Below are 24,108 nucleotides of genomic sequence, written 5' to 3'. Positions count from 1 at the left end.
ACATTGCCTAGCAGCTCACCAGCCTATCAAAATGCCGCTTAGCGACGTAGGCTCTTACGTTTTTACTTAGCCGTACGATCCGCAAACATGCGATCGTCGTACATGAACGCGTACTGTTCCTCTATCTGCACCTGTTTGATCTCTGGATGCAGCGGGTTGATCACTATATTTTGTTCCAACGGTAGTACGGCCGACGGCACAATCAAACCCAAGTATTTCCCTTCACGCAGCCATGCTGTGCCATATGCCATGCTGGCTCTATCGGGGGGAATACTATTCCAGCCTTTGGGCAAGGAACGTGGGTCTGGTGTGAAATACAGCGACTCATCGTCAGGCAATTGGAAACGTGTGATTTTCAGCGGCAACATGGGATAACTGTTGGTGTGCACAAAGGTTTCCAGACAGCAGATGGCGGGCGATAAACCCATGTACACCGCCCGCACATCGGCCTCATTCCAACGCCCGCCCTCTAGGGCTGCCCCTACGCCAGATAAGTCGTTCGCGCGTTTGGCTTTAGCGATTCGCCACGCAATCATCAGGCTACACCGCCCCACTCTAAGGCATTCAAGATGCGCAGCACTTGTTTAGCACCAATGGCGGTTTCGCAGTTCATCACGGGGCTATTACCATTCAGCGCTTTATGAGGTGTAGACATCCACTTGGCGGCGGCGGCGCTGTCTTCAAACACGCTTTCGGCTTGTAATGCTACGGTGGCCACTCTATCCAAACGCTCTGATGCAGTAACGTCTAACGGTTTATCAGCAACACGTCGTCGTTCGTAGGTGGCGGTAGAAACATTCAACAGCTCTACCAGCGAACGCATATCCATGTTGAAAGTTTCGCGTACGGCATCAGCCATCGCTACCGAGTGACCCGCCTTGATAGAGCTAATACGATCTGACTCACTCATTTTGCCCACTGAGTGCGCCATCGCCCAAAAGCCTGCATCGTCAGCGCGACGTCGAGTGCGACGCTTACTACCGTCTGCTGACACCACCGCACCACGTACTGTGCGACTGCTACGTACAGGATTGGTTAACATGATTCTCTCCTACAGAGTGACAACAGCAAAACCCATCAATTGATTAAAATAATACCATCAAAAGATGAATTCATAAACTACTTACATGGATACTGCCACAACACGGCTTATGCACTGTTCCGCCTATACGTGAAGACATCATGATTCACTCAACACGCAAAATGGGCCGTTAGCTTTCAAATACAAGGATTCTGTTTTGACCTTTTCCAGCATATGCTTTCCTATCCTAAAACCTGAAACCGCATAGCCTGCTGTAGCCTGCACTTTCGCTGGTAAGGTAGTCTGCTGAAACACTTTCCAAATCAACTTAAGCTGTGTCGCCAATTCAGCTTGCGCGAGCTCATCACCATCCTGTGTATTCCAACGTATGGCCATGCGACCACACTCCACCATGTTTATCGTTGGCGGATAACGGTAGCCGGGTGCATAGTTATCAATCACATGGCTAAGCGTCTTTGGCTGAAAGAATAAAAACTGCAAAACAGAGAACTCAAACTCAACAAAGGCTTGGCTCACAAACGGTGACGCACCACAACGCAAGGCATCACTTACGCTGTCAAAGTGATGCACCACCAAATGATCGGGGCTGGGGTGCGAACACCGCCATGACAAACTAGGTAAAGCGTCATGCAATTTGCCGCTGAACTCAGTCACATCATCTTCGGTTAGCCAAAAATACGTAGATTTAGTTTTCTGCCCTTTAGGTCGCATAGCTGTAGAGTGCTGAAAAGTAGATTGGGATGCCGTATTCACCAAAACGCCTAGCGTCTTGTCCTCCTTTGCATTGTCATCTTCCTTGGCGCTATTCCCAAGCAGTATTCGTATACCTGCACACAAAAAAGCACCCCAACGACTGAGAAACTTCAATCGTTGGGGTGCTTAGCCTAGCGTTGTGTACTACACGCTTAATCCTGAATTTTGCCTGGGTTCAGAATATTGCGTGGGTCTAAGGCTTGCTTCATCACTTTCAGCGTGTGCAGTTCTGCTGCGCTACGGCTGTAAGGCAACCATGGTTTTTTGTGCAAACCAATACCGTGCTCAGCCGACACCGAACCTTCATTGTTGCGCACAACTTCGTAGAAGGCTGTTTCAATGGCAAGACCGGTTGCTTCGTCTGGGAATGGGCCCACCACTACGTGTATGTTGCCATCTCCCACGTGACCAAAGAACATCGCGCGAATACCGTCAAACTTGGAGGACATCACGTCTTTCAAGGTCTCTACACAACGGCCAATGCTAGAGATTGGGAAAGAAATATCGAAGTTAATGGTCGGTGCGTACGCTTGCAGCAATTCGGCAATCGCATCACGCAATTCCCAAAACGCTTCTGCATCAGCGTGGGATTGCGCAACCGCGGCATCCACTACCCAGCCTTCTTCCAGCGCATGCTCCAATACGGCTTCAAACTGAGCCGCTTGCACTTGTGGGTTAGCACTTTGCTGATCCATCAACACGTAGATGGGGTAATCAGCTGGCAACGGTGCACGAATACCGCCATCAGTGGTGGCTTCTTTGTAGTAGTCGTTCCACATGACTTCAAAGGCACTCACTTGGCCTGACAACTGCTGCTGTGCATACACCAGCAATTTCTCCACACCTTCAAAGCTTTCCAATGCCATCAACGCCGTGTTGGCACCATTCACTTGAGGATGCAGTTTCACCACCGCTTTGGTGATCACACCCAGCGTGCCTTCTGCACCAATAAAGGCTTGTTTGATATCAGGACCCGAGTTGTTTTTGACCATTTTGTTCAGCATAGTCAGCACCGTGCCGTCGGCCAACACCACTTCCAAGCCCAACACCAAGTCACGCGCCATACCGTAACGGATCACACGGTTACCGCCAGCGTTGGTGGAAATATTGCCACCAATCTGACACGAACCACGTGCACCCAAATCCAGAGCGAAGAAGAAACCCGCTTTCTGTGCCGCTTCTTGCATCACTTGCAAGGGCGTACCAGCCCACACGGTCATGGTGCCAGAAACACCATCCAGCTCTAGGATGCCATTCATGCGCTCCATGGAAATGGCCACACACCCATCAATAGGCGTAGCACCACCCGCCAAACCTGTGAGACCACCTTGGGGCACCACTGGACACCCGTGCTCATTACAAATTCGCAGAATTTGCGATACCGCTTCGGTGCTACGCGGCAACACTACCGCGCTCAGATCACCACCTTTTTCACCGCTCCAGTCTTGGCGGTATTTGTCGCTGATGGCATCACCAGTCAATAGCTCGTCTGCGGCTAATATGCTGCGTAGCGCATTGATGGCCTCTACATTACTGCTCATCTTTTACGTCTCCCTGCTTTACGATTAAATTCTCATATATTGAGAACACATATCAATAGTTGAAAAATTTTACCACTGATACTAGAATTTCCTCATTAATAACGATGACAGGTTGATACACTCGCTGTCACATTTTGAACCACCACCCTTGTCACACTCGGAGACTCTTATGCTGACAAAAACTTTGCGTAACCGCACCTTGACCTTGGGCTTAGGCCTCTGTGTATCCCTTTTCGCTGGCTTAGCAAACGCTAACACTGTTCTGAAAGCCGGTCACGCTTCTTCCAATACTAGTACTGGGCAAGCAGCATTTGAGTTTCTAGGCAAAGAACTTGCTGAAAAAACAAACGGCCGCATCACCGTCGAAATTTTCCCTAACTCTCAGTTGGGTAGTGAGCGTGAACTGATTGAAAGCATCCAGCTAGGTAACGTGGACATGGCATTTGCCTCTTCCGCCGTGCTGGGTAACTTCAACAAAGAATTCTTTGCGCTGGATATTCCATTCCTGTTTAAAGATCGTGAAAGCGTATACCGCGTTTTGGACGGCGAAATTGGTCAGCAATTGCTGCAAAGCCTGGAGCCTGTGGGCATTAAAGCTGTAGCCTACTGGGAAAACGGCTTTCGCCAATTGACCAACAATAAAAAAGCCATCCATACGCCTGACGATCTGAAAGGCATGAAAATGCGCACTATGGAAAACGAAGTGCACATTGCTGCGTGGAAAGAAGAAGGTGCTAACCCTGCTCCTTTAGCATTTGGTGAACTGTTTACCGCCTTGCAACAAGGCACATTCGATGCACAGGAAGGCCCAATCAACCTGTTCTACGACATGAAGTTCTACGAAGTTCAGGATCACATCACCAAAACCAACCACGTGTACTCCCCATGGCCTTTGATGATCAACCCTGACGTGTACAACAGCTTCAGCGACGAAGACCGTGCGATTTTTGACGAAGCCGTTAAAAACGCCACCAACTTCCAGCGTACTCAAGCTCAAGAAGCTGACGAGAAAGCAGTTGCCAACATGCCTAACGTGACCATCACCGAATTGACACCTGAAGAACACGCTGCCTTTGCTAACCGCATGGGCCCTGTGCACGAACTGGTGAAGAAAAAAATCGGTGCTGACATTGTTGATCGTATTGTTGCAGAAGCTAACCGTTAATACACCCTGATCGGCCACATCCACGGCCAGTTCCTTTTCTCGAGTGGGCAAGCAACAGCTTGCCCACTTGCCGACTACCTTGCCGGCATAGGAGATCCCCATGCTCAAATTTCTAGACAAGCACTTTGAAGAAAGCATCTTAGTGCTGTTGCTTGCACTCATGTCCATACTGATTGGCGTGCAAGTGTTCATGCGTTATGTGTTGAACGACTCACTAACGTGGTCCGAAGAACTCGCACGCTACTGTTTTATCTGGGCTACCTATATTGGTGTGTCCTACGGTGTGCGCGAGAACGCCCACATTTGTGTGGAAGCCGTGACTAATCGTTTGCCTGAGTTGTATCAGCGCTATGCCGCCATTCTTGCCCACATCATCTTTATCGTATTCGCGGTGTTGGTGATGAAAGAAGGCTATGCCCTGAGCATGAAGGTCTTCAAATTTGGTCAGACCTCCTCGTCCCTCAGTATTCCTATGGGCTACATCTACCTAGCTCCAACCGTAGGGTTTGGACTGGTTATTTTGCGCCTGCTGCAAAAAATCGTGCAAGAAATTCGCACTATCCGTATTGAGAGGCAGTCATGATTTCATTATTGCTATTTGGCTGCTTTGCCCTGCTATTAATCATCCGCGTACCTGTGGCCATCTCGCTGGGTTTATCCTCAGCCTTGGCCTTGATTTACAGCGGAAAAGTCAGCAGCACCTATATTGCTCAAGGTCTGGTGACCTCTATTGACTCCTTCCCATTGATGGCTGTGCCGTTCTTCATTTTGGCCGGTGACCTGATGGGACAAGGCGGTTTATCTCGTCGCTTGCTGAATGTTGCGAACGTGTTTTTTGGTCGTTACACCGGCGGCTTGGCCATTATTGCTGTGGTGACCTGCATGTTCTTTGCAGCGATCTCTGGTTCAGGCCCAGCTACCGTAGCTGCGATTGGCGGCTTGTTGCTGCCAGCCATGGCCAAAGCGGGTTACGACAAAGGTTATTCCATTGGTTTGATTGCGTCTGCGGGCAGTATTGGGATCATTATCCCGCCTAGCATTCCCATGATCATCTATGCAGTATCTGCCAACGTATCCATTACACAAATGTTCTTGGCAGGCATTATTCCCGGCTTGCTAATTGGGGTGGGCTTGATCATTACGGCCTACGTCAAAGCGCGTAAAGAAGGCTACAAAGGTTCAGAAAAACGCTATTCCGCCTCAGAAATTTGGCAAACCATTTGGGATGCCAAATGGGCGCTGATGGTACCCGTGATCATTCTGGGCGGTATTTATGGTGGCGTCTTTACCCCTACCGAAGCCGCTGCTGTGGGTGTGATCTACGGTTTTATTGTAGGTGTTTTTGTATACAAAGAACTGAAATGGTCTGACCTGTACCGCGTGATTGCTGGCTCTGCTCTGACCTCGGCCACCGTGATTGTGATTGTAGGTACTGCCACAATTTTCGGTCGCATGCTGGCGATTGAACGTATCCCGTTCATGATCGCCGACTACATCGTGCAGCTTACCGACAGCCCCATCCTGATCCTGTTGTTGATCAACGTACTGCTGCTTTTTGTGGGCATGTTCATGGAAACGTTGGCCGCCATCATTATCTTGGTTCCCATCTTGCTACCTGTAGTGACTGCCGTGGGTATTGACCCCGTGCACTTCGGTATCGTGATTATCGTCAACTTGGCCATTGGCATGGTGACTCCACCCGTAGGCGTGAACTTGTTTGTGGGTTCACGAGTAGGTGAAACCAGCCTAGAAAAAGCCATTGTGGGTGCTATCCCCTTCATCATCTCGATGCTGGCGGTGCTGTTACTGATTACTTATGTTCCGTGGTTGTCGCTGTTCCCCTTAAGCCTCGTAGGCTAACGGCAGCCCCAACTCCTTAACGCATTTATCTTTTGTTTTTCCCCTGGAGACATACATGGCTGAGAAAATTCGTACTGCCATTATTGGGCCCGGCAACATCGGCACTGACCTGCTTGCCAAGCTAATGCGCAGCCCTGTACTTGAACCCGTATGGATGGTGGGTGTAGACCCTCAATCCGACGGCCTGAAACGTGCTGCTGAACTGGGCCTGAAAACCACATCCGAAGGTGTGGACGGCCTGTTGCCACACGTGGAAGCAGACAATATCCAAATCGCGTTTGACGCCACCAGCGCTTACGTACATAAGGACAACTCTGACAAGCTGACCTCCCGTGACGTCATGATGATTGACTTGACCCCGGCGGCGATTGGCCCATTTTGTGTGCCTCCAGTAAACCTGCAAGAACTGCTGGTTGAAGGTGCACAGAACGTCAACATGGTGACCTGCGGTGGCCAAGCCACTATCCCTATGGTGAATGCAGTGTCCCGCGTGCAGTCTGTGGAATACGCTGAAATCGTAGCCACGGTGTCCTCACGCTCTGCTGGCCCAGGCACACGTAAAAACATTGATGAATTCACCCGTACTACAGCCGGTGCTGTAGAGCGCGTGGGCGGCGCCCGTCGTGGTAAAGCCATCATCATCTTGAACCCTGCCGAGCCACCGCTGATCATGCGTGACACCGTTCACTGCTTGACCGATGACACGCCAGATCAAGATCGCATCACTGAATCCGTGCATGCCATGATCGCCGAAGTACAAAAATACGTACCCGGCTACCGCTTGGTTAACGGCCCAGTATTTGATGGCAACCGCGTTTCCATTTACTTGGAAGTGGAAGGCTTGGGCGATTACCTGCCTAAATACTCCGGCAACCTAGACATCATGACTGCCGCCGCAGCACGTACAGCAGAAATGTTTGCTGAGCGTCTGCTCGCCAAAGCCTAACACCTGCTTTTGCAAGGATTGTGTAATGAGCAACAAAAACATTATTTTGCATGACATGTCGCTGCGCGACGGTATGCACCCTAAACGTCACCAGATCACTCTGGAGCAAATGCGTAACATTGCTCGTGGTCTGGACGAAGCTGGTATCCCTCTGATCGAAGTCACTCACGGTGATGGTCTGGGTGGCGCATCGGTAAACTACGGTTTCCCCGCACACAGCGATGAAGAATACCTGAGCACAGTGATCCCTGAGCTCAAACAAGCTAAAGTGTCTGCTTTGTTGATCCCCGGTATTGGTACCGTGGATCACCTGCGCATGGCGCATGGCTTGGGCGTAAACACCATTCGTGTCGCCACACACTGTACCGAAGCCGATACGTCTGAACAGCACATTTCGCTGGGCCGCGAATTAGGCATGGATACTGTGGGCTTCTTGATGATGAGCCACATGAACAGCCCCGAAGGTTTGGTGCAACAAGCCAAACTGATGGAAGGCTACGGTGCAAACTGTATCTACATCACGGACTCCGCTGGTCACTTGCTGCCAAATACTGTTAAAGAGCGTCTGCTGGCTGTACGTGATGCGCTGAAACCTGAAACTGAATTGGGTTTCCACGGCCACCACAACTTGGCAATGGGCGTAGCAAACAGTGTTGCGGCTATAGAAGCTGGTGCAAACCGTATCGATGCTGCCGCTGCTGGTTTGGGCGCTGGTGCCGGTAACACTCCAATGGAAGTGCTGGTTGCCGTATTGGATCTAATGGGTATTCCTACTGGCGTAGATGTATTCCGTATTCAGGACGTTGCAGAGGATTTGGTTGTTCCTATCATGGACTTCCCCATCCGTTTGGACCGCGACGCTCTAACACTAGGTTATGCCGGTGTTTACGGTTCATTCTTGTTGTTTGCTAAACGTGCTGAACAGAAGTTCGGCATTCCTGCTCGCGAAATTCTGGTCGAAATGGGCCGTCGCGGCATGGTTGGTGGACAAGAAGACATGATCGAAGACACCGCCCTGTCTTTGCTGCGTCAGCGTCAAGCTGGCTAAGCAAAAAACGAGCAAATCACCCTACCCCGAAAAGCCTCAAGGTTCACGCCTTGGGGCTTTTTAGTTTTACACTATAGGCTCTTTGCTACGCACACCTTTAGGCAGTTAGATTTATGGACTGGATGACCCTCATGCTGTATAGCGTAACCGTTGCGGTTGTTACGGTTACGCCCGGCCCCACCATGTTATTGGCGCTGAATAACGGTGCTCGTGGTGGCATGCGTACAGCGGCCTGCGGCATTGCAGGTGCAGCCTTGTCTGATTTAATTCTGATCTCTGCCGTAGGTTTTGGGCTAGGCGCTGTGCTGCAAGCATCTGAGCTGCTGTTTAGCATAGTGAAGTATGCGGGTGCCGCCTACTTGTTGTACTTAGCGTGGATGTTCTGGCACGCCCCCGTACAACTGGTGAATGCCTCTACCGCTGAACTGCAACTTCCCCCCAGCGGTCGCACTGCCTTCATACGTTCGTTGTTAGTGGCCTTATCCAACCCTAAAGGCTTGCTGTTTTTCTCGGCCTTTTTGCCGCAATTCATTCAGCCTAATGGCAGCGCTTTTCAGCAGTACGCAACGCTTGCTGTCGTCACTGCTCTGATTGATATTGCCTTGATGACACTCTACGCATTCAGTGGCAAACAAGCCATGCGAGCGTTATCTGGCAATGCGTTACGTTGGCTAAACAGAGGGTGTGCAGGCTTATTGGCCGGTTTGGGTGTAGCACTGGGTTTTTATCGCCGACACGATTAAGTCTGATTATTGAATACCCGGTACGCCCTTACGGATGGCGCTAGAGAAGTCCTCTCCGGTTTGATCGGCCTGTAACGCTCGCTCGTTAATGTAGCCTGCTTGCTGCAAGGCTTCATACGACACATTAGGCGTTAAGCCGTTTTGCTCTTGCACATATTCGGCCACATGCCCCGATGCCAGCAAGCGGTAATCCATAGGCAACGGAGCGATCACCTTTGCCAACTCATAAATCACGGTGGTGCAATTACTGGTCAGGGTGTTGTAGAACTCTGGCTGCTGCTCTAGTTCTTGGGCTTTAGCCACATAGGCTAAAAACAAATGCTGCAATGCTGGCTTATCTAATTGCACCCTATAGATATAGGCGTCTTCTCCGCGTGCATTGCTACGGGTACGCACAATATCACTTTCTTCTGCAGCTACTAACACCTGCTCATACTGACGGAAAAAGCCCTTCCACGCCGAAAACTGCTCATGGCTTTCTTTGCGTATTTCTAGAGAAAAGGTCAGGTAGCGGCCATCAGCAAAGCCAAAAGACACTAAAGTATGGGCGATATGCGGCCCCATCCAATACGACAGAATCAGATCGGCACTTTGCAGCTGATCTAGCGGGTATTCACGTGACTCCCAACTAGCGGTGTAATCGTCTTCGGTGCGCCAAGTGAAATTACGCACGTTATTCAGGTGTACGGTATTACCGTCTACACGAGCTTCCAACAACCTAGCCACATCGTCTGCCCAAACACGATCATGTGATGGTGTTTGGCTAAACCACCAACCCGCAGCTAGTGCGAATAGCAACGCTATCCACGGTAAACACCCTATGCGACGCAATTTACTGAACATCGCTACGTAAAGTAATTTCAGCGATTTCAGATGGACGACCTAAGCGTAAGGGAAAGCCTGACCACAGACCTGCCCCATTACCTACGTACAACTGTCGCCCACCAACACCCACTTGGTACAAGCCCGACACAAAGCCTTCGTTTGCCATACGTACCACTTGGTCTATACCCAAAATGTGGCCACCATGTGTATGACCTGACAATTGCAGGCTTACCCCTTTGGGTTCGTTACGCAGAATATTACCTGGTCTGTGATCCAGCAAAATCACGGGTACTCCTTCAGGGGCATTGGCTAAGGCCTTAGTAATATCGGGCCCAACCTGTCCAAAGTTAGCACTGATGGTATCGGGCACACCAGCTAACACCAACTGAGCACCGTCTTTATTCAGTACCACATGCTCATTTTCTAGCATGCGTATGCCTAGCTCATTAAACACGCGCATCCAGCGTTTGAAATACGCATAGTATTCGTGATTGCCAGCGACGGCATACACCCCATCTTTGGCGTGTAAATCACCCAACGGAGGATAATCGTTTTGACGAGCTTCGGGTGTACCGTCAATCAAATCACCCGAAATCACGATCAAATCCGGTGACAATGCATTCGTGCGCTCTACCACCTGCTGCGCCCACGGCCCTTGCAACAACTTGCTTAAGTGCAAGTCTGTCAGATGCACTACCTTGTAGCCATCGAACTCTTTAGCCAAACCGGGAATGGTAATTTCTAAGCGTTTTACCTGCGGCACACTCACCGCCTGCCATACCCCAATCACCGCCAGCACACACGCTAACACGCCTAAGCCATGTGCCACTGGCATGCTACGCCATAGTGCTCGTCCTTTAGAACGCGACACCACAAACAGCAACAACCCCACTACATCACGCAGCAGCAAGAAACATGCAAATAAAATGACGGCACCTAAACAAGCACCTAAAACCCACAGCGCTTGAGGCGCAATTTCAGGGGATGCAATGCTGCCACCAAATAGATATTTCACAATCCTATGCTGCAAGACTATCAGTACAGGCACGGCGCTAAGTAGCACTCGCCATGGCCATGCCAACTTGAGTCTCCACACGTAGCGCCAAAGTAAATACAGCCCAATCAGACCTGCAGCATTCAGAATCACGTTACAACACTTCCTATTCGGATTGGTACACCAGCGGCACACGTTTCACATTACACATCAGCTCGTAAGAGATGGTACCTGCTGCATTTGCCACGGCATTCACATCCACTTGCTTACCCCAAAGCTCCACCTTACTGCCTATGCCTGCGTCCGGCAAATGGGTCAGATCGACGGTTAACATATCCATCGATACACGCCCTATCAGTCGTGATGGTTGACCATCAATACTGACAGGCGTGCCATTGGGTGCTCGGCGTGGATAGCCATCGGCATAGCCTACAGCGACCAACCCCACGCGTACTAGTTCTTCTGCCACAAACGTACCGCCATAGCCCAAGGCCTCGCCGGGTAATAAGGTACGAACAGCAAACACTTCACTCTGTAAGCTCATAACAGGCTGCAGCTCGTGTTCAAAAGGCGTAGGGTCAGCACCGTACAGCAAAATACCGGCACGCCCCCAACCTTGTCTGGCTTCAGGCCATTCCAATATCCCTGCTGAATTGCAAATACTGCGTCCGCCCGCCAAGCCCTCCACTGCCGCTTCAAATACAGCCAACTGTGTTTCTGTAGTTCCGCTATCGGGTTCATCCGCCCGTGCAAAGTGCGTCATGAACGTGATGTCCATCACTTTGCCCGTCACCAGCAAACGCTTATAAATATCCGCCACCATGTCTGGTCTGAACCCCACGCGATGCATGCCGCTATCCACTTTCAGCCACACGCGTAATCCATGCACATCACCCAACTGCTCGATCATGCGTACTTGGGCTTCGTGATGTACCACAGTCCACAATTGATGGGCCTGTACCAGCTCTAGTTCATCGGCATGAAAAACACCTTCCAACAACACGATGGGCTGGGTAATACCCGCCTCGCGCAGTGTCAGTGCCTCGGCTAGAAAAGCGACGGCAAACCCATCGGCTATATCGGCTAATGCGCGGGCACACTCTACCGAACCGTGACCGTAAGCATTGGCTTTTAATACAGCCAGCGTAGGACCATCCTGCAAGCAGCGAGCCAGCAGGTAGTTATGGCGCAAAGCGCCCAAATCAATAATTGCTTGAGAAGGACGAGTCATAATGAATCAGACAGAAGTGTGATAGCGGTTAATCGCCAAACCATCCGTAGGGATTTCCGGCTTCTGGCCTGCAATCAGGTCGGCAATAAGCTTGCCTGATCCGCATGCCATGGTCCAGCCCAAAGTGCCGTGACCAGTATTCAAATACAGATTAGGGTAACGCGTTGCTCCTATGATAGGAGTACTGTCTGGCGTCATGGGTCGCAGCCCTGTCCAGAATGTGGCTTTAGGCACATCGCCTCCTGGGAACAACTCATTGACCACCAATTCCAACGTGGCTCGTCGGCGCAGATCTAGCCGTGTGTTGTAGCCTGCCAGTTCGGCCATGCCACCTACACGTATGCGTTGATCAAAGCGCGTTAGCGCAATTTTATAACTTTCATCCAACACTGTGGACTGTGGTGCTAAGGCAGGATTCACTAATGGCACAGTCAAGGAATAGCCCTTGACGGGATACACGGGTAGGTCTATATCCAACTGCTGCAAGGTCTGCCGTGAGTAGCTACCAAAGGCCAAAACGTATTTATCAGCCTTCAGCACCTTGCCGCCTACCCGCACACCAGCGATTTGCCCTTGCTCAATCACAAAGCCATCCATGCTTTGCCCAAGTAAGAATTCCACACCCAATGCACGCGCTTTCTCAGCCAGTGCTTGGGTGAATAGGTGACAGTCACCCGTTTCATCGTTAGGTAAGCGCAAACCACCGGTGAGTTTTTCTTTGGCCTGTGCCAACGCAGGTTCGTACTGGCACAGCCCTTCTCTGTCTAGCAACTGGTACGGCACACCACATTGCTCTAATACCGTGATATCACTTTGCACACCGTCCAATTGCGCTTGTGTACGGAACAGCTGTATTGTGCCCCCCGTACGTTGCTCATACTGAATATTGGTATCAACACGTAATTGTTGCAGGCAATCACGGCTGTACTCCGCCACACGCATCATGCGTTCTTTATTCACGCTGTAACGCTCTGGTGAACAGTTACGCAACATTTGCAGCATCCAACGTAGTTGGAACAAGCTGCCATCTACACGTATGGCCAACGGTGCATGCTTTTGAAATAACCACTTCAGCGCTTTGGTAGGAATACCCGGCGCTGCCCACGGTGTGGAATAACCGGGAGACACTTGGCCCGCATTGGCAAAACTGGTTTCATCCGCCACCCCTGGCTGCCTGTCTATCAGCGTCACCTCCATTCCGGCCTGACGCAAGTAGTAGGCGCTGGTGACACCCACCACGCCACCACCCAAAACAATGACATTCATTACTATCTCCACCATCTATAAGTATTTTTACTATTTTAAGTAATGACTTATAGTTAATACGGCTAAAATTTAGCCTTAAAGCAGTGTTAATCACTATAAAAAATCACACCATTCTTCTTTAAAAGTGAAATGCACCAGTTAGACAGAATCGATAAAAAAATCCTGCATATACTGCAGCGTGAGGGCCGTATTCCCATGACGGAACTAGCAGAGCGAGTAGGCCTGTCGCCTTCGCCCTGTACCGAGCGTGTGAAGCGCATGGAGCGCGATAAAATCATCACCGGCTACCACGCCAAACTGTCTGCTGCGGCCTTAGATAAGCCCATGTTGGTATTTGTAGAAATTAAATTAGCGTCTAAATCAGAAGAAATTTTTGATAAAGTAAAACAAGAACTTTCTTTGATTCCTGATGTACAAGAATGCCATTTAGTTTCTGGAAGTTTTGACTATCTAATTAAAGCCAGACTCAGCGGCATGCGTGAGTACCGTCGTTTACTCGGTGATATACTAAAACGCTTGCCTGTCGCGGCAGAATCGCAAAGCCACGTGGTCATGGAAGAAGTAAAAGAAAGCCTTTGGTTGAACCTTGATCGGTAAAACCTATTAAAAACCCCTTAAATATAGTTGGCTTCTGTATTGATCATTGACCGCTGTCAATTACACTTGAGGGAAGAGCGTGTTTCAATAGCTCTATCTGATTTCATGACATGGTACACGCCATTTTGCGTCTGCCTTTTTCTTGTTTTAAGCATGGAGATTGTGACTTATGTCTATCAAATATATTGCTGCAGCTTTGTTGACCGCTGCTAGTTTGCCTGTTTACGCTGCACAATGTGACATCACTATTGAAGGCAATGATGCCATGCAGTTCAACATGCAGGAAATCGTTGTAGATAAAACCTGCACCGAGTTCACCGTAAACCTGAAACACGTTGGTTCCATGCCTAAAGCAGCAATGGGCCACAACTGGGTACTGACAAAAACAGCCGATTTCCAAGCTGCAGCCACTGAAGGCATGTCAGCAGGTATCGACAACAACTACGTTAAAGCTGGTGACGAGCGCGTTATCGCTCACACAGACGTAGTGGGTGGTGGCGAGACCACATCCGTAACGTTCGACGTAGCTAAACTGGCTGCTGGCGAAGACTACACATTCTTCTGCTCTTTCCCTGGCCACTGGGCTATGATGAAAGGCGCACTGAAACTGAGCGAATAATTCGCCTAGTCTCTTGCATGCCAAAAGCGCCGCAATTGCGGCGCTTTTTTGTGTCTGCTAATGACGTATTAGTAACCGGGGCCAGAAGCTGTTTTAGTCACAGCTGCGCCACCTTTGTAGCGAGCTGCCATGCTGCGCAAACCAGAAGCCAGCACTGACGTATCTAAGCCTACTGCTACAAACTCACAACCTAAGTCTAGATAGTGTTGAGCGTACTCTTCGCTCACTGACAAAATACCAGCGGCTTTCCCCGCACCTTTAATACGTGCAATAGCTGTATCAATCGCTTCTTGCACATCTGGGTGACCAGGGTTCCCTAAGTGCCCCATAGCGGCTGATAAATCAGCAGGGCCAATGAAGATACCGTCTACGCCTTCTACCGCCGCAATCGCTTCTATGTTTTTCAGCCCTTCTAGGCTTTCTACCTGCACCAACAAACACATTTGATCATTGGCTAGCTCAGCGTAGTTTTCAATGGCATTCCAGCGGGAAGCACGTGCCAATGCCGCACCAACACCGCGTATACCTTGCGGTGGATAGCGCATGGCTTGCGCCATTAAAGTTGCCTGCTCTGGTGTATCTACCATAGGCACTAGCAAGGTTTGCACGCCAATATCCAACATCTGCTTAATCAACGCCACATCGCCTACCGGCGGACGTATCACAGGGTGAGAATCATAAGGAGCAACCGCCTGCAGCAATGGCAATAAGGAGCGCACATCATTAGGGGCATGCTCGCCATCCAACACCAACCAATCAAAGCCAGCGGTTGCGGCAATTTCTGCTGCAGTGCTATTGGGTAAACCTACCCACACACCCACTTGTTGTTCAGTACGTAGACGCTGTTTAAACGTATTGACGGGGAGATCCATACTTCAACCTTAGAAAGAAAAAACCATTGAAGTAAGGTAGCACACTACACTGTGCTTATCGCCTGCATAGTGCAATGTTTTTGGATGACCAGCACGAAAAACTACAACGTATGACGTTGCTCGTGTAAAAGACGCGCTAACTCTGGCAGTACTGCCACTTGCCCCGGCAATTGAGCCACTACACTGCCCTGCTTAAACACCACAATTACTGGCACAGAACGTATGCCATAACGTTGGCTAATCGCCGAAGACGCTGACACATCCACCTCGCCGTAATAAGCAAGCTCAGGATGTTGCTGTGCAAAGGCTTGCACCGCTGGGCGTAATTGATGACAAGGCTGACACCACGGTGCAGAAAAATACACCACGGCAAGCTCAGCCTGCATAACTGTTTGTGAGAAATTATCCAGGGTTAGCGCATGCCAACCCTGTTGTGTAGAACTAGAAGACGTAGGCGTCATGCCTGAGCGGCATTACGTTTAACACTACGCACAACGACAGCCCCCATACTTAAGCCCAAGATGGCAGCCAACAGTGAAGCGGTCAGCACACCCAACTTGGCGGCACCCAGTAAGCTTTCATCTACAAACGCCAGCATAGCGATAAAGATGGACATCGTAAAACCAATACCTGCCAGCAAGCCAATCAATGCAATACCAGACCAGCTCACGCCTTCAGGCAGCTTACAGAGCTTCAATGCCACCATCAGCCAGCTCACACCCATGATGCCTATAGGTTTACCCAGCACCAAGGCGGCTATCACCCCAACCATCACCCAGTTTGCGCCATCTTGGCTTAGGTCTATACCATCAAAGCTCACACCCGCATTAGCCAATGCAAACAGTGGCATCACCCCAAACGCTACCCATGTGTGCAACGCCATTTGCACGCGAGTCACAGGTGCCAGCATATCGCGTTGTGCACGGCGTACATCGCTCAATGCATGAGCAAGTTCTTCGGGTTCAACAGAGTCTCTACGTTTACGCAGGTCTTGCACCACACGCTCTAAGGTTTGCATAGGACGCTCAAGACGACGGCTAGGCAGTACGGGAGTCATCAAGCCCAACACCACACCCGCCAAGGTAGGGTGCGCGCCTGTCATCAGCACACCGCCCCAAATAATTAACCCTGGAATCACGTAGGCATAGGCACTACCAATACCAACGTGCTGTAACCCTAATACCATCGCTATACCCAGCGCTACCACCAAAAAGCCGCTGTAATCCAAACCGCCGGAATAGAAGAAAGCAATAATCAGTACCGCAACGATGTCATCAATGATGGCCAACGCCAGCAAAAACACGCGGATATTAGAAGGAATGGAACGCCCCAACAAGGCCAACACCCCTACCGCAAAAGCAATGTCTGTCGCGGTAGGCACAGCCCAACCGTGACTCTGCGGGGATTGGCTATTGAACGCCACATAAATCAAGGCCGGTGCAGCCACACCACCAAAAGCGGCTGCAATAGGCAGCATCGCTTGGCGTATATCGCTCAGCGCACCTTCATGCATTTCACGGCGTATCTCCATCCCCACCACCAAGAAGAACAACGTCATCAAGGCATCGTTAATCCAGAAGTGCAACGGACGGTCGAACACATATTCGCCCAAACCAATGGAAAACGAGGTATGCCACAACGCATGGTAGCTATCAGCCCAAGGCGAGTTCGCCCAGATCAATGCCACGGCCGCTGCAAGCAACAGCACCATGCCACTAACGGCTTCAATGTGGAGGAAACGACTTACTGTAGAAAAGGCACGCTCGGTCAGTACCTGAGCTTTAGGCAGGATGGGTGTATTCTGGTTCATTGTCTTTGATACTTTGCGTGGCGGCCCGACCAACGCTTGTGAACCTGTCTCACTGCCGGATTGCAGCTGACACCCAGCTGAAAATTTTAACGCGTCTTCTTATTTCAAGAATTAGGGTTTACCACTATTTTTCTGTTTTATATCAGGAAATCACGTAGAAATAGCCTCAAATCAGTGATCAACGGTAGACTATTTATTTCACCTATTTCTTTGGAGCTGACCATGACTTCCACTACGCCCCGCATGACCAATTTGTTTCTGCAACTAGGGCTAGATGCCAGTGAACAAGCCATTGCCGACTTCATTATTACGCATCAATTGCCAGCAGATACCTACATTTCTGATGCTCCGTATTGGGATGAAGGGCAGCGTCAATTTCTAGCAGAACAGCTCAAAAGTGACGGCGCCTGGGCAATCATTGTGGATCAACTCAATGAGTCCTTGCACGAAGACGCCGTCAAAAAAATCACTGGGCTATAAAACAGCCTGACACCACATCACGCGGCAGGCTCTGTATCGCTAAATTCCTTGTATGCTGCCACCGCATTGGCAGCATACATCACCGATGGACCACCGCCCATGTACACCGCCACACCTAGGGCTTCGTGTACTTCTGCTTCCGTCGCCCCTAACTTCACCAATGCCTTACTGTGAAAGCCTATACAGCCATCACAACGCACGGCCACACCTATGGCCAATGCAATCAATTCTTTGGTTTTTGCATCCAACACACCCGCTGCACTGCCGGCTTTGTTCAGCTCATTAAAGCCTTTGATCACCTGCGGAATACTCTTACCCAACTCACCCAAATTAGCCGCAATATCCTGCGTCAGTTTTTTGAATTCCACTGTCATGTTCCTGTTTTCCTCTTTTACAAAATACAGCGGTCATCGTCACTGACACGCTGATTAATCAACCGGAGTAGTCACTTCGGCGGGACCGCAATAAATGTCCCACAAGGTTTGCATTAACCGCATCGTGCTGGGATCAGCCAAACGGTAATACACGTATTTGCCTATCTTTTCTGTCTCTACTACGCCCTCTTGCCGCAGCACAGCTAACTGCTGCGATAAGGTAGGCTGATGTATGCCTGTTCGCGCCTCTAACTGCCCTACATTCAATTGCTCAAAGGCAATCTGGCACAGCAACATCAAGCGATCTTCATTGCCTAAGGTTTTGAGCAATGCACATGCTTTGCCCGCGTGCTCACGCATCTTTTCTGGCGATAAATGGATGGAAGGTGTGGTCATGGTAAGGATTCACTGAAAACAATATATTTAATTATATATTGTTGAATAAAAAATCTACCATCCTCTTCCTACATAAGGGGTTAACTCGTCCACTTCACCGGAATTTTCAGATACGACACGCCATTATTTTCAGGCTCGGGTAAGTTCCCTGCTCGGATATTCACTTGCACCGATGGCAGCAACAGCACCGGAGCAGCCAAGGTAGCATCACGTGTTTCGCGCAACGTTACATAGGCGGTTTCATCCACCCCGTCGTGTATGTGAATGTTCTTGGCACGTTGCTCAGCCACCGTGGTTTCCCACGCATATTCATCACGCCCTTCTGCTTTGTAGTCATGGCACATGAACAAACGAGTATGCGGTGGCAACGCTAGTATTTTTCGTATGGACTGGTACAACTGCTTGGCACTACCACCGGGGAAATCTGCACGAGCCGTGCCGTAATCTGGCATAAACAAGGTATCGCCCACAAACACAGCATCGGCAATTTTGTAAGCCACACAAGCCGGTGTATGACCAGGCGTATGCAAGACCTCTATACGCAAATTGCCTAAGGAGAGCACCTCGCCATCGCTCAGCAAGGTATCAAACTCCACACCCTTACCCGACACATCATGCACATTGAACACCTCGCTAAAAATGCGCTGCACCGTACAGATATGTTCGCCTATCGCTACCTTCGCCCCTGTGTGCTGCCTTAAAAATGGCGCTGCACTTAAATGGTCCGCATGCGCATGGGTTTCCAAGATCCACACAATCTTCAAATCTTGCTCGGCAGCATAATCCAGCAATTTCTGTGCTGAGCGCGTAGACACCGCACCACTGCGGTGGTCGTAGTCCAAAACAGGATCAATCACTGCCGCCTGCTTAGTCGCGGGATCAGACACCACATAACTCACGGTATAAGTGGGTTCATCAAAAAAAGCCTGTATATGAACAACATCCTTAGACATGGCATTTTCCTTTCACTGGATTTTTTAATTTAGAATATGCTAAATTAGATAAAACTAAAATACAAGACCCACATCATGACAGCCTCACCAGACTCCATCGCGTTCTTACAAAAAGGTGCTAGCCAAGCGGCAGCTATGCTGCGTACTGTCGGGAACGAACACCGATTACTGATTCTATGCTTATTGATAGAACATCAAGAAATGACGGTAGGCGCATTAAATAGTTACGTAGACTTAAGCCAATCGGCGCTGTCGCAACATCTGGCCAAGATGCGAGAAGAAAACCTGATCACTTACAGACGTGACGCCCAAACCCTGTATTACCGCATCGCCGATCCAAAAATTGAGCAGTTAATTAGTACCCTGAAAACCATTTTCTGTCCGTAAAAAACGGATTACACCCATTACGTACCTGTGTACAACTGGAGTCCATATGAAAACCAACGTAGGCGGTATAGATAGAATTTTGCGCGTCGTTATAGGGCTAGTCTTGGTGATACTTGCCAGCAGCGGCACGGTAGGCTGGTGGGGTTGGCTGGGCTTGATTCCACTGCTAAGTGGCTTGTTCCGTGTTTGCCCGTTGTACTCGATGCTGGGAGTTAATACGTGCGGGGCATGCCGTAAGTAAGAGTGTGTGATGAGTGCTGCATCAACACACTCACCATCAGCTGCTGTAGCTAGCACTGCGAAAAATATTTTTTAATTTGACCACCAAATAAAAAAACACTTTCCTCCGTTTTCCCTCCGTCGCTTGCCACGGTTTTAGTGTGGTTGCTGTTGAAGATGGTGAGTACTTCTATGGCCAAGGAAGAGGCATGTTTAGCAATCTCTGAAGATGCCTGCTTCCTCTCTGTGTTGATAATTTCGGCACTTGCTACCCTCTCAAAACAACTCGGCTGCCTTTTCTGATGGTACAGCCAACATTACAGACGATCTCAAAAACCGCTTACCAATTGGATCAAGCCGTGCCAACGCCCCAAAAGAAAGGGCTGTAAGCATCATCACATTCAGAACAATCGGGGGGTGGAGGGAAACTTTTTTGATTTGGTGTCTCAAATCACAAAAAGCTTTTCCGCAATCCCCAGCGTATGCGATGAATGCTGTTCCCCCCTACAGACTGCTATAGCCGTAGACGGCAGAAGAAAGGGCTGTAAACCTCACACACTCACAACAACCGGGGGACGTAGAGGAAACTTTTTTGATTTGGTGTCTCAAATCACAAAAAGTATTCCTGCAGTTCCCGGCGCGTGCGATGAACTCTGCCGCAACGTGCTCACCAGCAACAGAAGCCCCCTCGGTTTGACGTGCAATGAATACAGCATATCAACCTACTCAGTACTACTCATAAAACACAAAACCAAAAAAACTAACAGCCATAAAAAAACCGCCCGTAAACACGAGCGGTTTTCTTTGCGAATAGACCAGCGTTATTCTGCTGCCACAACTGGAGTAGCCGTGGCTGCCTGACGGCGATCCACAATCACACCTAACAGCACAATCACCAACGCTAAACCTGTGGTGTAGAGCACTTCTGTACGGTATGTACCCTCAATCACCATCACAATCAGCGCACTGATAATAGTGACAATCACCGCGTAGGTTAACCAAGGGAACAACCACATCTTGAAGCTAAGCTCGCGCTTTTCTTTGATCAGCTTACGACGCATACGCAATTGCGAGAAAGCAATACACAGGTACACATACAACGCAATCGTACCGGTAGCTTGCATCAGCACATCGTAAATATCCATCGTCTCAGTTGCCGTCAAATACACAGCCACCAACGCAAACACACTGGACACCACCACACCTACGTACGGTGTACCGGTGCTGCGACCTACTTTCTGGAATGACTTAGGTGCATCACCACGACGTGACAAGGAATACAGCATGCGAGATGAGGTGTAGAGTGCCGAGTTAAAGCAACTGCACACTGATGTCAGCACCACAAAGTTCACGATTTCGCTGGCATGAGGGATACCCAATGCATTCAAAGTAACGGCATACGTACCTTCTGTGGATAACTCCAAGCCTGGGCTGTTATAAGGAATCAAACACACCACGATGAAAATCGAACCCACATAGAACAGTGAAATACGCCATGCTACGGAACGTGTGGTCTGCACAATGGCCTTACTAGGGTTCTCGGATTCTGCCGCCGCAATGGTCACGATTTCCGCACCAATAAACGCAAACATCGCCCCCAGCAACGCCACCACCACCGCCCCAAAGCCATTAGGCATGAAACCTTGTGATGTCAGGTTAGACCACCCTTGGGTAGTGCCTGAAGGCCATAGATGCACGATCGCAAGCGAGCCAATGATAATAAACAGCACAATGGCAACTACTTTGATCAAGGCGAACCAGAACTCGAACTCACCGTAATTGCGCACGTTCATGAAGTTAACAACCATTAACCCCGCGGTCACAATCAGCATGTAGCCCCAGATAGGAATCATAGGGAACCAACCGTGCAAAATCGCTCCGGCCACGTAGGCTTCCCATCCCATCAATAACGACCAGAAACTCCAATACAGCCAGCCAATCGTAAACCCAGCCCAGTGACCAATAGCTCGGTCGGCATAGGTAGAAAAAGACCCTGTATCAGGCTGAGCAACGGCCATCTCGCCCAGCATTCGCATTACCAAGATTACGAGCGCTCCTCCGCCCATATACGCCAGAATGGCAGCCGGTCCAGCATTCGCAATTACTTTCCCGGATCCTACAAATAACGCTCCACCAATGACTCCTGCTATAGATAGCATAGTCAAGTGACGGGATTTCAGCCCGCCCTTTAACTTATTTTCTTCTGCGCAACTCATTTTTGCCGCCTTTTAAAACGGATTAACTCTTAATGCCCATTAAGTGTTTGACAAGATAGTCATGGAATGTGTTTTGCCCTCCTTTGCAGACAATTGAACTAGTAATAATTATTTTTTAATGGCAAAACTATAACGCCATATGTCTCAACAGTACGTTTTTTTGTCTAAAAATTTATGATGTAAGACAAGAAAACGGGGCTTAAACCCCGTTTTCTTGAATACTTCTAGTCCTATTAGTGACTAACGTGACTCAGATCTTCTTTAACCGAATCAAAGACTTCAGTCACACTGCGCTGCGGCTCTTTGCCCATCACGCTCACTATCACGATTGCGATAGCACCCAAGATAAAGCCTGGGATAATCTCGTACAAGCCGAACCAAGCGTAGTGATTCCAAATCAGTACCACTACCGCACCCACGATCATGCCTGCCAGCGCGCCGTTGCGAGTCATTCTGCGCCACAACACGGACAGCAAAATCACTGGACCAAAGGCCGCACCAAAACCTGCCCATGCATAGCTCACCATAGACAGCACACGGCTATTTGGATCCCATGCCAAGATAATGGCCACAATGGCTACCAGCAATACCATCGCACGACCAAACCACACCAATTGCGCATCTGTAGCATCGCGTTTGATGAAGGTTTTGTAGATATCTTGAGTCAGTGAGCTTGAGCACACCAGCAACTGCGCCGACAAGGTACTCATCACCGCAGCCAAAATAGCGGCCAACAAAATACCAGCAATCCATGGGTTAAACAGCAACATGGACAACTCAATAAACACACGCTCAGAGTTCGCATTCACGCCAGCAGCTTGGCCTGGGTTCGCGGAGAAGTACGCAATACCGAAGTAACCCACTGCTACGGCACCAGCCAAACACAGAATCATCCATGTCATACCGATACGGCGTGCGTTAGGGATAGTTTTTACCGATTCTGCTGCCATGAAGCGCACCAGAATGTGAGGCTGACCAAAGTAGCCCAGACCCCATGCCAACAAGGAGATCACACCCACGAATGAGGCGCCCTGCCACAAATCAGCATGCAAAGGGTTAATAGCAATCACTGCAGCGTTTGCATCCGCAAAGCCACCAGCGCCCAAGATCACCACCAGAGGGGTCAAGATCAGCGCGGTAAACATCAAGGAAGCCTGAATGGTGTCTGTCCAGCTCACCGCCAAGAAACCACCAATGAATACATAAGCAATGGTGCAGAATGCGCCCACAAACATCGCTGTGGTGTACGACATACCGAACATGCTTTCAAACAATCTGGCACCTGCCACCACACCGGATGCACAATACAGCGTGAAGAACACCAGAATTACCACGGCTGACACAATGCGCAGCACGTTGGATTTATCGTCGAAACGATTTGAGAAAAAGTCAGGTAATGTCAGCGCATTCCCAGATTTTTCGGTGTACACACGTAAACGTGCGGCCACGAAGCGCCAGTTTAGATACGCCCCCAAGGTTAAGCCAATGGCAATCCAGGATGCGGAGATCCCGTTGTCATAGACCGCGCCTGGTAAGCCCATCAGCAACCAACCGCTCATATCCGAAGCCCCAGCGGCAAGTGCCACCACGAAAGGCCCCAGTCGGCGTCCGCCCAAAATATAGTCGGACAAGTCATTTGTAGCCCTGTAGCCCAGCCATCCGATCAACAGCATCCCTACGATATAGATTACGAACATGGTCGTAATCTGCATATTGGCTATTTGCATAGCATTCTCCCTTTTGAGGCAGACAAGGGGTGTAAAACCCCTTG

General features: G+C 49.8%; 27 protein-coding genes. 11 read left to right on the top strand and 16 right to left on the bottom strand.

Going from position 1 to position 24,108, the window contains the following annotated elements; translation table 11 throughout:
• Positions 1 to 62: 62 nt before the first annotated feature.
• The 4 genes from ACLO87_RS03850 to ACLO87_RS03835 all read right to left on the bottom strand — a co-directional run bounded on the left by ACLO87_RS03850 (position 63) and on the right by ACLO87_RS03835 (position 3,336).
• Positions 63 to 536, bottom strand: coding sequence for an RES family NAD+ phosphorylase (locus tag ACLO87_RS03850; protein ID WP_135864913.1), 474 nt, complete (start codon positions 534 to 536; stop codon positions 63 to 65).
• Complete coding sequence (parS, locus tag ACLO87_RS03845; protein WP_430222833.1) at positions 536 to 1,042, bottom strand: type II RES/Xre toxin-antitoxin system antitoxin; 507 nt, start codon at positions 1,040 to 1,042, stop codon at positions 536 to 538. Before parS ends, ACLO87_RS03850 begins: the two co-directional genes overlap by 1 nt.
• Before the next feature lie 138 nt (positions 1,043 to 1,180).
• Positions 1,181 to 1,795, bottom strand: coding sequence for a hypothetical protein (locus tag ACLO87_RS03840; RefSeq protein WP_430222832.1), 615 nt, complete (start codon positions 1,793 to 1,795; stop codon positions 1,181 to 1,183).
• 152 nt (positions 1,796 to 1,947) lie between these two features.
• Complete coding sequence (locus ACLO87_RS03835) at positions 1,948 to 3,336, bottom strand: FAD-binding oxidoreductase (protein WP_430222831.1); 1,389 nt, start codon at positions 3,334 to 3,336, stop codon at positions 1,948 to 1,950.
• Positions 3,337 to 3,505: 169 nt separating this feature from the next.
• Between ACLO87_RS03835 and ACLO87_RS03830 the strand changes: the two genes are divergently transcribed.
• From ACLO87_RS03830 to ACLO87_RS03805, 6 genes are all read left to right on the top strand, one after another.
• Positions 3,506 to 4,501 carry a TRAP transporter substrate-binding protein gene (locus tag ACLO87_RS03830; protein WP_135864918.1) on the top strand — a complete coding sequence of 332 codons (996 nt, stop codon included), beginning with the start codon at positions 3,506 to 3,508 and terminating at the stop codon, positions 4,499 to 4,501.
• A gap of 100 nt (positions 4,502 to 4,601) precedes the next feature.
• Positions 4,602 to 5,084 (top strand): TRAP transporter small permease, encoded by a 483-nt coding sequence (locus ACLO87_RS03825; protein WP_135864920.1) that lies wholly within the window; start codon positions 4,602 to 4,604, stop codon positions 5,082 to 5,084.
• Positions 5,081 to 6,361, top strand: coding sequence for a TRAP transporter large permease (locus ACLO87_RS03820; protein ID WP_135864921.1), 1,281 nt, complete (start codon positions 5,081 to 5,083; stop codon positions 6,359 to 6,361). The genes ACLO87_RS03825 and ACLO87_RS03820 overlap by 4 nt, the downstream gene beginning before the upstream one ends.
• Before the next feature lie 55 nt (positions 6,362 to 6,416).
• The gene (locus ACLO87_RS03815) at positions 6,417 to 7,307 is read left to right on the top strand and encodes an acetaldehyde dehydrogenase (acetylating) (RefSeq protein ID WP_430222829.1); all 891 of its coding nucleotides are present in this window, start codon (positions 6,417 to 6,419) and stop codon (positions 7,305 to 7,307) included.
• A gap of 25 nt (positions 7,308 to 7,332) precedes the next feature.
• Positions 7,333 to 8,355 carry a 4-hydroxy-2-oxovalerate aldolase gene (gene dmpG / locus ACLO87_RS03810; protein ID WP_430222828.1) on the top strand — a complete coding sequence of 341 codons (1,023 nt, stop codon included), beginning with the start codon at positions 7,333 to 7,335 and terminating at the stop codon, positions 8,353 to 8,355.
• Between the two features lie 113 nt (positions 8,356 to 8,468).
• Positions 8,469 to 9,098, top strand: coding sequence for a LysE family translocator (locus tag ACLO87_RS03805; protein ID WP_135866348.1), 630 nt, complete (start codon positions 8,469 to 8,471; stop codon positions 9,096 to 9,098).
• Between the two features lie 6 nt (positions 9,099 to 9,104).
• Here the strand turns inward: ACLO87_RS03805 and ACLO87_RS03800 are convergent, their stop codons facing one another.
• Genes ACLO87_RS03800 through ACLO87_RS03785 form a run of 4 tightly spaced genes read right to left on the bottom strand, consistent with a single transcriptional unit; the run spans position 9,105 to position 13,414 of the window.
• Positions 9,105 to 9,941: an Lnb N-terminal periplasmic domain-containing protein gene (locus ACLO87_RS03800; RefSeq protein WP_430222826.1), complete on the bottom strand. Its 837-nt coding sequence runs from the start codon at positions 9,939 to 9,941 to the stop codon at positions 9,105 to 9,107.
• Complete coding sequence (locus ACLO87_RS03795) at positions 9,931 to 11,070, bottom strand: metallophosphoesterase (RefSeq protein WP_135866352.1); 1,140 nt, start codon at positions 11,068 to 11,070, stop codon at positions 9,931 to 9,933. The genes ACLO87_RS03800 and ACLO87_RS03795 overlap by 11 nt, the downstream gene beginning before the upstream one ends.
• Positions 11,071 to 11,083: 13 nt before the next feature.
• On the bottom strand, positions 11,084 to 12,148 hold the full coding sequence (alr, locus tag ACLO87_RS03790; RefSeq protein ID WP_135866354.1) for an alanine racemase: 1,065 nt from the start codon (positions 12,146 to 12,148) through the stop codon (positions 11,084 to 11,086).
• A 6-nt stretch (positions 12,149 to 12,154) separates the two neighbouring features.
• A complete protein-coding gene (locus ACLO87_RS03785) occupies positions 12,155 to 13,414 on the bottom strand; it encodes a D-amino acid dehydrogenase (RefSeq protein ID WP_430222825.1) in 1,260 nt (419 codons plus the stop codon).
• Positions 13,415 to 13,543: 129 nt separating this feature from the next.
• Here ACLO87_RS03785 and ACLO87_RS03780 point away from each other — a divergent pair, with 129 nt between their 5' ends.
• Positions 13,544 to 14,011, top strand: coding sequence for a winged helix-turn-helix transcriptional regulator (locus ACLO87_RS03780; RefSeq protein WP_135866370.1), 468 nt, complete (start codon positions 13,544 to 13,546; stop codon positions 14,009 to 14,011).
• Between the two features lie 169 nt (positions 14,012 to 14,180).
• The gene (azu, locus tag ACLO87_RS03775; protein WP_135866368.1) at positions 14,181 to 14,630 is read left to right on the top strand and encodes an azurin; all 450 of its coding nucleotides are present in this window, start codon (positions 14,181 to 14,183) and stop codon (positions 14,628 to 14,630) included.
• 68 nt (positions 14,631 to 14,698) lie between these two features.
• Here azu and hpaI read toward each other — a convergent pair whose 3' ends face one another.
• The 3 genes from hpaI to nhaA form a co-directional block, all read right to left on the bottom strand.
• Positions 14,699 to 15,502, bottom strand: coding sequence for a 4-hydroxy-2-oxoheptanedioate aldolase (hpaI, locus tag ACLO87_RS03770; RefSeq protein ID WP_430222824.1), 804 nt, complete (start codon positions 15,500 to 15,502; stop codon positions 14,699 to 14,701).
• Positions 15,503 to 15,603: 101 nt separating this feature from the next.
• Positions 15,604 to 15,963: a thioredoxin family protein gene (locus tag ACLO87_RS03765; RefSeq protein ID WP_430222823.1), complete on the bottom strand. Its 360-nt coding sequence runs from the start codon at positions 15,961 to 15,963 to the stop codon at positions 15,604 to 15,606.
• On the bottom strand, positions 15,960 to 17,312 hold the full coding sequence (gene nhaA, locus ACLO87_RS03760) for a Na+/H+ antiporter NhaA (protein WP_430222822.1): 1,353 nt from the start codon (positions 17,310 to 17,312) through the stop codon (positions 15,960 to 15,962). Before nhaA ends, ACLO87_RS03765 begins: the two co-directional genes overlap by 4 nt.
• Positions 17,313 to 17,534: 222 nt before the next feature.
• On the opposite strand from nhaA, the gene ACLO87_RS03755 reads away from it, so the two are divergent.
• Positions 17,535 to 17,792 carry a DUF2789 domain-containing protein gene (locus tag ACLO87_RS03755; protein ID WP_135866361.1) on the top strand — a complete coding sequence of 86 codons (258 nt, stop codon included), beginning with the start codon at positions 17,535 to 17,537 and terminating at the stop codon, positions 17,790 to 17,792.
• Positions 17,793 to 17,809: 17 nt separating this feature from the next.
• Here ACLO87_RS03755 and ACLO87_RS03750 read toward each other — a convergent pair whose 3' ends face one another.
• The 3 genes from ACLO87_RS03750 to ACLO87_RS03740 all read right to left on the bottom strand — a co-directional run bounded on the left by ACLO87_RS03750 (position 17,810) and on the right by ACLO87_RS03740 (position 19,515).
• A complete protein-coding gene (locus ACLO87_RS03750; protein WP_135866359.1) occupies positions 17,810 to 18,166 on the bottom strand; it encodes a carboxymuconolactone decarboxylase family protein in 357 nt (118 codons plus the stop codon).
• Positions 18,167 to 18,220: 54 nt separating this feature from the next.
• On the bottom strand, positions 18,221 to 18,562 hold the full coding sequence (locus tag ACLO87_RS03745; protein WP_135866357.1) for an ArsR/SmtB family transcription factor: 342 nt from the start codon (positions 18,560 to 18,562) through the stop codon (positions 18,221 to 18,223).
• 80 nt (positions 18,563 to 18,642) lie between these two features.
• Positions 18,643 to 19,515 carry an MBL fold metallo-hydrolase gene (locus ACLO87_RS03740; RefSeq protein WP_430222821.1) on the bottom strand — a complete coding sequence of 291 codons (873 nt, stop codon included), beginning with the start codon at positions 19,513 to 19,515 and terminating at the stop codon, positions 18,643 to 18,645.
• A gap of 75 nt (positions 19,516 to 19,590) precedes the next feature.
• On the opposite strand from ACLO87_RS03740, the gene ACLO87_RS03735 reads away from it, so the two are divergent.
• Both ACLO87_RS03735 and ACLO87_RS03730 read left to right on the top strand, forming a co-directional pair.
• Complete coding sequence (locus ACLO87_RS03735) at positions 19,591 to 19,902, top strand: ArsR/SmtB family transcription factor (RefSeq protein WP_135865628.1); 312 nt, start codon at positions 19,591 to 19,593, stop codon at positions 19,900 to 19,902.
• 46 nt (positions 19,903 to 19,948) lie between these two features.
• On the top strand, positions 19,949 to 20,143 hold the full coding sequence (locus tag ACLO87_RS03730; protein WP_430222820.1) for a YgaP family membrane protein: 195 nt from the start codon (positions 19,949 to 19,951) through the stop codon (positions 20,141 to 20,143).
• Positions 20,144 to 20,942: 799 nt separating this feature from the next.
• Here ACLO87_RS03730 and ACLO87_RS03725 read toward each other — a convergent pair.
• Together ACLO87_RS03725 and putP are read right to left on the bottom strand one after the other, a co-directional pair.
• Positions 20,943 to 22,337, bottom strand: coding sequence for an amino acid permease (locus ACLO87_RS03725; protein WP_135865631.1), 1,395 nt, complete (start codon positions 22,335 to 22,337; stop codon positions 20,943 to 20,945).
• Between the two features lie 233 nt (positions 22,338 to 22,570).
• On the bottom strand, positions 22,571 to 24,064 hold the full coding sequence (gene putP / locus ACLO87_RS03720; protein ID WP_430222819.1) for a sodium/proline symporter PutP: 1,494 nt from the start codon (positions 24,062 to 24,064) through the stop codon (positions 22,571 to 22,573).
• Between the last annotated feature and the right edge of the window lie 44 nt (positions 24,065 to 24,108).

The sequence above is a fragment of the Paenalcaligenes sp. Me52 genome, assembly GCF_050487965.1.
Classification (GTDB): Bacteria; Pseudomonadota; Gammaproteobacteria; order Burkholderiales; family Burkholderiaceae_B; genus Paenalcaligenes.
Note: the sequence above shows the minus strand (reverse complement) of the source record. Positions and strands in the feature narration are given on the sequence as shown.

Bases quoted from the DNA above. Each gene is read 5' to 3' on its own strand.
- ACLO87_RS03785 (WP_430222825.1), bottom strand. From the start codon at position 13,414: ATGAATGTCATTGTTTTGGGTGGTGGCGTGGTGGGTGTCACCAGCGCC.
- alr (WP_135866354.1), bottom strand. From the start codon at position 12,148: ATGACTCGTCCTTCTCAAGCAATTATTGATTTGGGCGCTTTGCGCCAT.
- ACLO87_RS03830 (WP_135864918.1), top strand. From the start codon at position 3,506: ATGCTGACAAAAACTTTGCGTAACCGCACCTTGACCTTGGGCTTAGGC.
- ACLO87_RS03780 (WP_135866370.1), top strand. From the start codon at position 13,544: ATGCACCAGTTAGACAGAATCGATAAAAAAATCCTGCATATACTGCAG.
- azu (WP_135866368.1), top strand. From the start codon at position 14,181: ATGTCTATCAAATATATTGCTGCAGCTTTGTTGACCGCTGCTAGTTTG.
- nhaA (WP_430222822.1), bottom strand. From the start codon at position 17,312: ATGAACCAGAATACACCCATCCTGCCTAAAGCTCAGGTACTGACCGAG.
- ACLO87_RS03820 (WP_135864921.1), top strand. From the start codon at position 5,081: ATGATTTCATTATTGCTATTTGGCTGCTTTGCCCTGCTATTAATCATC.
- ACLO87_RS03740 (WP_430222821.1), bottom strand. From the start codon at position 19,515: ATGTCTAAGGATGTTGTTCATATACAGGCTTTTTTTGATGAACCCACT.
- ACLO87_RS03745 (WP_135866357.1), bottom strand. From the start codon at position 18,562: ATGACCACACCTTCCATCCATTTATCGCCAGAAAAGATGCGTGAGCAC.
- ACLO87_RS03800 (WP_430222826.1), bottom strand. From the start codon at position 9,941: ATGTTCAGTAAATTGCGTCGCATAGGGTGTTTACCGTGGATAGCGTTG.
- ACLO87_RS03815 (WP_430222829.1), top strand. From the start codon at position 6,417: ATGGCTGAGAAAATTCGTACTGCCATTATTGGGCCCGGCAACATCGGC.
- hpaI (WP_430222824.1), bottom strand. From the start codon at position 15,502: ATGGATCTCCCCGTCAATACGTTTAAACAGCGTCTACGTACTGAACAA.
- dmpG (WP_430222828.1), top strand. From the start codon at position 7,333: ATGAGCAACAAAAACATTATTTTGCATGACATGTCGCTGCGCGACGGT.
- ACLO87_RS03825 (WP_135864920.1), top strand. From the start codon at position 4,602: ATGCTCAAATTTCTAGACAAGCACTTTGAAGAAAGCATCTTAGTGCTG.
- ACLO87_RS03755 (WP_135866361.1), top strand. From the start codon at position 17,535: ATGACTTCCACTACGCCCCGCATGACCAATTTGTTTCTGCAACTAGGG.
- putP (WP_430222819.1), bottom strand. From the start codon at position 24,064: ATGCAAATAGCCAATATGCAGATTACGACCATGTTCGTAATCTATATC.
- ACLO87_RS03805 (WP_135866348.1), top strand. From the start codon at position 8,469: ATGGACTGGATGACCCTCATGCTGTATAGCGTAACCGTTGCGGTTGTT.
- ACLO87_RS03850 (WP_135864913.1), bottom strand. From the start codon at position 536: ATGATTGCGTGGCGAATCGCTAAAGCCAAACGCGCGAACGACTTATCT.
- ACLO87_RS03765 (WP_430222823.1), bottom strand. From the start codon at position 15,963: ATGACGCCTACGTCTTCTAGTTCTACACAACAGGGTTGGCATGCGCTA.
- parS (WP_430222833.1), bottom strand. From the start codon at position 1,042: ATGTTAACCAATCCTGTACGTAGCAGTCGCACAGTACGTGGTGCGGTG.
- ACLO87_RS03735 (WP_135865628.1), top strand. From the start codon at position 19,591: ATGACAGCCTCACCAGACTCCATCGCGTTCTTACAAAAAGGTGCTAGC.
- ACLO87_RS03730 (WP_430222820.1), top strand. From the start codon at position 19,949: ATGAAAACCAACGTAGGCGGTATAGATAGAATTTTGCGCGTCGTTATA.
- ACLO87_RS03725 (WP_135865631.1), bottom strand. From the start codon at position 22,337: ATGAGTTGCGCAGAAGAAAATAAGTTAAAGGGCGGGCTGAAATCCCGT.
- ACLO87_RS03750 (WP_135866359.1), bottom strand. From the start codon at position 18,166: ATGACAGTGGAATTCAAAAAACTGACGCAGGATATTGCGGCTAATTTG.
- ACLO87_RS03835 (WP_430222831.1), bottom strand. From the start codon at position 3,336: ATGAGCAGTAATGTAGAGGCCATCAATGCGCTACGCAGCATATTAGCC.